We start from the raw sequence: 6,243 nt of genomic DNA on the forward strand, positions 1-6,243 counted from the left end.
TTAACTAAATGTAAGAAGTCAACAGGTTCTGTGAATGACAAATGGTTTTGCCTACTTTTGTCGAAACAAAAGTAGGTCGAGCCGAAGGCTTATCCTCAAATAAGATGAGAACTCGGCACGACTCAGTTAAGACTCAAAAAATCTACTGCCAAAACGTTTTTCCAGCATCAAAAAAAGCCTTCCAAGTTACATCCTGTTTGGCACGTTCACGGGCAACATTATCCATATAAAAACGCATCCGCTTGGCATCGTCAGCATTATCTTTTAACACCACGCCAATCAACTGACGCGCAATCGCAGCACTACTCAAAGATTGATCACCTAAATAATAGCCTTCTAAAGCAGCTGCATAAGCGATATTGACCGCTTCAGCAGTCGACATCACAGCATCAGGTGTTTTAATAGATGTACCGTCTTTGGTTGTGCCTTGACGTAACTCTTGAAAAACTGTGACCAGTAGATCAACCACAGATTCAGACATTTGAATCTGATCAGATAACTCTCCTAACTCGCGTTTCAACTGAGTCAGTACAAGCTCACGTTCAAAAACAGGATCAGCAATCGGTCGTACAGTTTCAAAATTAAAACGACGTTTCAATGCCGATGACATCTCATGCACACCGCGATCTCTTAAATTGGCGGTAGCAATAATATTAAATCCTGCTTTGGCATAAACACGACCTTGATCCCCAAGCTCAGGAATCATCATGGTCTTTTCAGACATTAATGAAACTAAGACATCCTGAATTTCAGGTGGACAACGCGTGATTTCCTCGAAACGAATGATCTTGCCAAGCTGCATCGCTTGATAAACAGGTGATGCAACTAAAGACTTTTCATTGGGACCTTCAGCCAGCAATAAAGCATAGTTCCATGAATATTTGAGATGATCTTCAGTCGTGCCTGCTGTTCCTTGAATGGTAAGTCCTGAGTCACCACTAATCGCTGCTGCTAATAATTCGGACAGCATAGATTTTGCTGTACCTGGTTCACCTACTAACATGAGACCTTGTTTACCCAGTAAAGTCACAATTGCTCTGTCGACTAAAGCATCATCACCATAAAATTTACGGCTAATCGCTAATTTCTCATCACCGAGAATAAATTGGCGTACCGCACGTGGTGAACGTAACCAACCTTGTGGTTTAGGCGCATGGTCATGCTCACTGATTATTGCAAGTTCTTCTGCAAAACGTTGTTCAGCACTTAATTTAATAATGTCTTGTGGATTCATATCTTTACCATTTTACCAAGGTGTTTTCTTCTGCCATTCAGGATCAAAACCAGAACATGCCTCAGCAACTTTTAAATAATCAGCATAAGTTTCAGCTAATAACACTGGCGGTACATCTGCTAAATTCATTCCACTGTCACGCCAAGAACGTACATTCTTTTTCTCAAAACTGAGGTCGTACAATACAGCTGCAAGATTTTCCTCAGGCACATAACTGCCACTAAAACGAATCACCGCAGATAAACCAATTTGGCTAAATGGTTTAAAGTAACTATCAAAAGAACCACCATCTTCAATTGAAGCACGTTGATAACCAAGCTTGGTAATCACTCCGCGTAAAGTAAATGTATCGGTTAACCAGCCTTTACGATCCTCAATAATTTCCGCATGTGCTTCAAAAACAGGAAGTTGGTGAGACATCTGCTCAAATAGGAATTTCACTTTATAATCTTTAAAATGTGCTTGCCATGCTTCTGCATCTTCAGCGCTGATCAAAACACCATGTGCAACTTTGATTTGGCTATCTTGTGCTAATTCAATTTCATCATCTTCAAGATTTAATAAACTGCCGTCATCACTAGGACGGAAACTTTGTAAAATAATACCTTCTGAAGAAAGCTCCAACCAAACTAAACGTTGAATCAAACGTTTCATAATTGGGTGTGCAAACAGGTATTCTTGCCAATCCGTACCGCTCCAAGCTCTCTCACTACACATCGCTTCATATAAGCGTTGTGTTTGTAGATCAATCACTTGTTTAAACTCTTTCTTACTACTGCTGAATAATGATTTAGCTTCTTTAATTAAGCCTTCGTCATCACCTTGTCGTGCAGCAGGTAAGGCTTTAATTATTTTTCCATCTTCATTTTTAAGTACGAACTTATCTTTATCGTCTACATAGGCAGTTAAGACTCGAGAACCGTACTCTAGACTCAATACACCTGCATCATCTAAGCCTGCGGTCGGAATTGTGCGATCTGCCAATTCATCACTACTCCATTGATTGCGCTCTGCGATTTGTTCAACCAATTGTTTCGCTAGATTCTGAACAGATGCTGTGCGGTAACGACGTGACAAACTCAGAAGTAATTGAATAATCAATGGATCATCACTGATTGAAAAACAACTCAACATCGCTTCGATTTGTGCACGACGTTGATAATGTTGCTTCATATAATCTTGCAATAATTTCACCGCAACACTACCTTGCGTTTTAAAAGTAAGTGCCAACATTCCTTTACTTTTAATTGCAGAACCTAAATAAATTGCTAAACGCTCACGTTTAATTTCTTCAACCACTTCTTCCAATGTGATGTGTTCATAACGTCCATAATATTCAGGGTACTTTTGTCCCCAGCGTTTAAATGAATCTTGATAAGATGCTAAACGACTCGGTGCTTCTTTCGTTGCAACCTCCATCGCCTCTTCTAAGGTTGGATTACGAGTGTCTTGATATATAAAGCTTTGCAGTAAATACAATGCAAGCGTTTGTTGGCTTTTATCATTTAACAGTCCCATATAACGCTGTAACAATGCATTGGGCACAGGGTCTTTCAATTTGTCTGCTAAAACGACCCACCATTGAATAATTTGAGGATCAACTGTTGTACCATCTTGCCACTGCGCTTGAGGTAAATGCTGTAAATCAAACCAAGTAAAACTACTAGCAATCTTAGCTTTCAAACCCTTTTCAGCATCTTTGAGCAATGCTTTTGGCGAAAGATAAATATTAATATCCTCACCTAACTGCTCTAAAGCCGTCAGAATTGCAGCAATAACAACTTCTTTTTTCTCTTTTTTTAATAAATCATAAAGCGCTGTGACCGCAGAGGGATGTTGTAAACGCGCTAACCATTCGACTGCTGTAATACGAATTTCTTGTTTACCATTTTCTAAAGCTTCAATCGCTCTTAAATGAATATCAGGGAGTTTTTTTAATACTTCCTGAGCGTCAAAACGTAAACGTTTTCCATCCCCCAAAGCAAACTCAAGTAATCGAGGAATAAACTGTTTAGGTACTTGTGGAAAACGTTGTAATAGAGCTAATGCCTTGATTGGATCATAATAGCGCCATGAATTTTGATTTTTACTTGGTAGTAGCCCTAAAGCTTCAGCAATTAAATCAATGTTCTCAATAAAAAAAGGAATGACTTTTTCATCATCAGCAATTCGAGTATTTAGTTCATCACCGCTATAGTTTTCTAGGTATTCATTTGCAATACAACGTTTACTACTCTCTTCTGAAATACCGACTTGTTGCAAAACTTGGGCTAACTGACGTAACTCAATTGTTTCCCAACTCTTAGTCTCTAAAAACTGGAAAAACTGATACCAGTTGATCCAATCATTGTTTCGATGCCCTAGCACCAAACGCGCTGCATGAATCAAACTAAACTCAGGTAACTGCTGTAATTTTTTTTGATAATTGGCAATTTCTTCAATATAGGAACGATAGTTTTTTTGACCATTTAGATGACCAAGAATTAATTGCCCAACATTTTCAACTTTGTCATATGATTTGCAGAAGTCTCGGTAGTTATTCTGTCTCCAATGGCTTTTGTATCCACCTTTCTCAACAGCTTTATTATCTTCAACTTCCTGTTCTGCAGCTTGACGATATTTTTCTTTTACTGCCAAATAATTATCCTGTAGAACCTGAACAAAACTTTCAGGAATGTCTTGAGCCTCAATCACTTCAATATCAGGTAAGGTATATTCAAGCTCGACCACTTGACCCAAAGATTCGAGTCGTTGTAAAGCGGAAAGGATATTCGCCTGTACAGATTTTAATTTTTCATTTTCTGCTGCTTGCTGCAAGATTTCCCGATTTTGCTCACCTAAACGTGCTAGCAAATCAGCAGCAAAACTACGTTGTTTGCTCTCGCCATTGATCAAGAAATGTTGCAAATATTGCTGGCTTTGACAATCGTCAAGATGTGTAAGTAAAACAGTCGCTTGCTCGCGAACACCTTTGCTCGAACTTAATGCAAGCATGATGATAAGTTCAGTTTGCTGTTGTAATAAGTCGTGATGCTGAGCAATAAACTCTAGGAAAATCCCCTGCGCTGCGGCAGAAAGTTTAGGTAAAGTCTCACGAATTTCTTGTGCATAATCAGTGAAGAACTGGACGCTATCCGAAAGCTTAAACAAGAAATTTAATTGATCATAGTGATAACTATTTACGCCATTACGCTCAAATAAAGTCGTAATAAACCCTTCAATATTATTTTCAGGTTCATATGAATAAAGTTGCTTTAATGCGGTAAGTGACCAAAGATCGCGATGTGATTTTTTCTGACGATCATCAAAACTTTGATGATTAAAACTTGTTAATAATCCATCTACCAGTACATAGCTAAACCAAACTGGAGTTTGTTTAGAAAGTTGAGAATAATTACGTTGCTGAGTTGCGGCTTCTAAGAATTTTCCATAGCGAATAATCTGATCACTACTCAGTTTTGAAAAGATATTGATATATAGTTTATAACGCGCATTTTGTGAGGCTTTACATAGTTTTTCTTGTGCTTTAGTAAGCTCAGTTGATGGCCAATACCATCCATAAGTTCCAGGGCTACCTAGTAAGGCGCATACTTTATCTGTCGCTTGCTGCTGTAATGCCAATAAAACCTCTGGTTTTTGACCATTCACGATAAAGTTTAAAACTTGATTTGGTAACGTCGCCTCTACTTCAGATAAAGGTTCAACAATGGTAGTGAGTAACGCCAAACTTTCAGAATCTAGTGAGTTTTGACTCTGTGGATTGATTAATTCAGCGACTTTATTCTTAATACTTTCAAACATAAAATAACCTCTTATTTTCCCCAATTTTTTAATTACTTTTGATTTTTTGGTTTAAAAATCAATATAAGATTTCTTTTAATTCCAAGATTCTATAACAATTCATCTTCATCCAACGACTATTTTCTGATGTTTTGATTATAAAGAAATATTACTGAGAGTTAATCGCAGGATGAGACATGCACGACATTTATTGTCGCACCAGTTTTTTGATAAAAAAAATGGCTACTTCAAAGTAGCCATTCTGCATTTAAACTCAATTACCAAATAATATTAACTCGACGATTTGGTGCCAAACAATTTACAAGTTGATTATTTGCTTTATGACCTGCACATTGTTGATATAAATCTGTTTGGCTGTTGGCTTGAATTTGAATACGATTCACGTCGATTCCTTCATTGACCAATAGCTTTGCAACGGTGTTTGCACGTTGTGATGACAACTGTTGATTGTAAGCAAATTTGCCAAGTGGATCTGCAAATCCAGCCACAATCACAGGTCCAGTCGCGTTACTCTGTTTAATACGTTGTGCAATTGAAGTAACAGAATCACTCCCGCGCTCAATTGCATTGGCATTTGAACGATCAAAAGTAAAGAAAACACTTCCTGAACGTGCATTATTTAAGTTCGTATTTGCTGGAACTTGATTGTTTGCGCCCCATGCCATCAAACCTTCACAGGCTTCACCCTTCCAAGATAAACGCTCAGAAAGTCTTTGCTTGTCAAAATCTACACGAAGTTGGCAACGGAAATAGGCTTGGCTATTTGGCTGACGAATATCTAAAACATAGTTCCAAGTTTTCACAAAGTGGACTGCCACCACTCTCCTAGACAAATTTCGTCTATTCTTTTTGCATAGGAGAGAACATTATGAGTGGACAACGATACACCCCAGAATTTAAAGATGAAGCTGTTAAATTGATTACCGAACGTGGATATTCTGTCACTGATGTGGCTGAACGTTTAGGTGTATCACAGCACAGCATTTATAAATGGCTAAAGGCCGTACAGCCTTTACGCAACAACCCTGATGAACATGAACTACTCGAAGCAAAGAAAGAGATCCTTCGTCTTAAAAGTCAGCTTAAGCAAACTGAAGAAGAGCGAGATATCTTAAAAAAGGCCGCAAGGTACTTTGCAAGCCTGCCCGAGTAAAGTATCAGTTTATCCTTGAGTACAGCCATCAATTTAAGATTAAAACGATGTGTCG

Annotated in this window: 2 protein-coding genes and 2 pseudogenes; 1 reads left to right on the forward strand and 3 read right to left on the reverse strand. The window is 38.3% G+C overall.

Annotated features, from left to right (window positions below):
* Positions 1–142: 142 nt before the first annotated feature.
* The 3 genes and pseudogenes from MKL32_RS13050 to MKL32_RS13060 all read right to left on the reverse strand — a co-directional run.
* Positions 143–1,234, reverse strand: a complete 1,092-nt coding sequence (locus MKL32_RS13050) for an ATP-binding protein (protein WP_125272296.1) — start codon at positions 1,232–1,234, stop codon at positions 143–145.
* 12 nt (positions 1,235–1,246) lie between these two features.
* Positions 1,247–5,035: a DUF4132 domain-containing protein gene (locus MKL32_RS13055; protein WP_270900641.1), complete on the reverse strand. Its 3,789-nt coding sequence runs from the start codon at positions 5,033–5,035 to the stop codon at positions 1,247–1,249.
* 257 nt (positions 5,036–5,292) lie between these two features.
* A pseudogene (locus MKL32_RS13060) lies at positions 5,293–5,847 on the reverse strand (OmpA family protein); the annotation flags it as partial.
* A 56-nt stretch (positions 5,848–5,903) separates the two neighbouring features.
* On the opposite strand from MKL32_RS13060, the pseudogene MKL32_RS13065 reads away from it, so the two are divergent.
* Positions 5,904–6,243: pseudogene (locus MKL32_RS13065) on the forward strand (transposase); the annotation flags it as partial.

Origin of the sequence: Acinetobacter sp. AOR34_HL, assembly GCF_027854795.1 — a bacterium.
Lineage (GTDB): Bacteria > Pseudomonadota > Gammaproteobacteria > Pseudomonadales > Moraxellaceae > Acinetobacter > Acinetobacter junii.

What these genes read in the sequence shown, in the direction of transcription:
- MKL32_RS13050 (WP_125272296.1), bottom strand. Translation starts at nt 1,234, where the DNA reads ATGAATCCACAAGACATTATTAAATTAAGTGCTGAACAACGTTTTGCA.
- MKL32_RS13055 (WP_270900641.1), bottom strand. Translation starts at nt 5,035, where the DNA reads ATGTTTGAAAGTATTAAGAATAAAGTCGCTGAATTAATCAATCCACAG.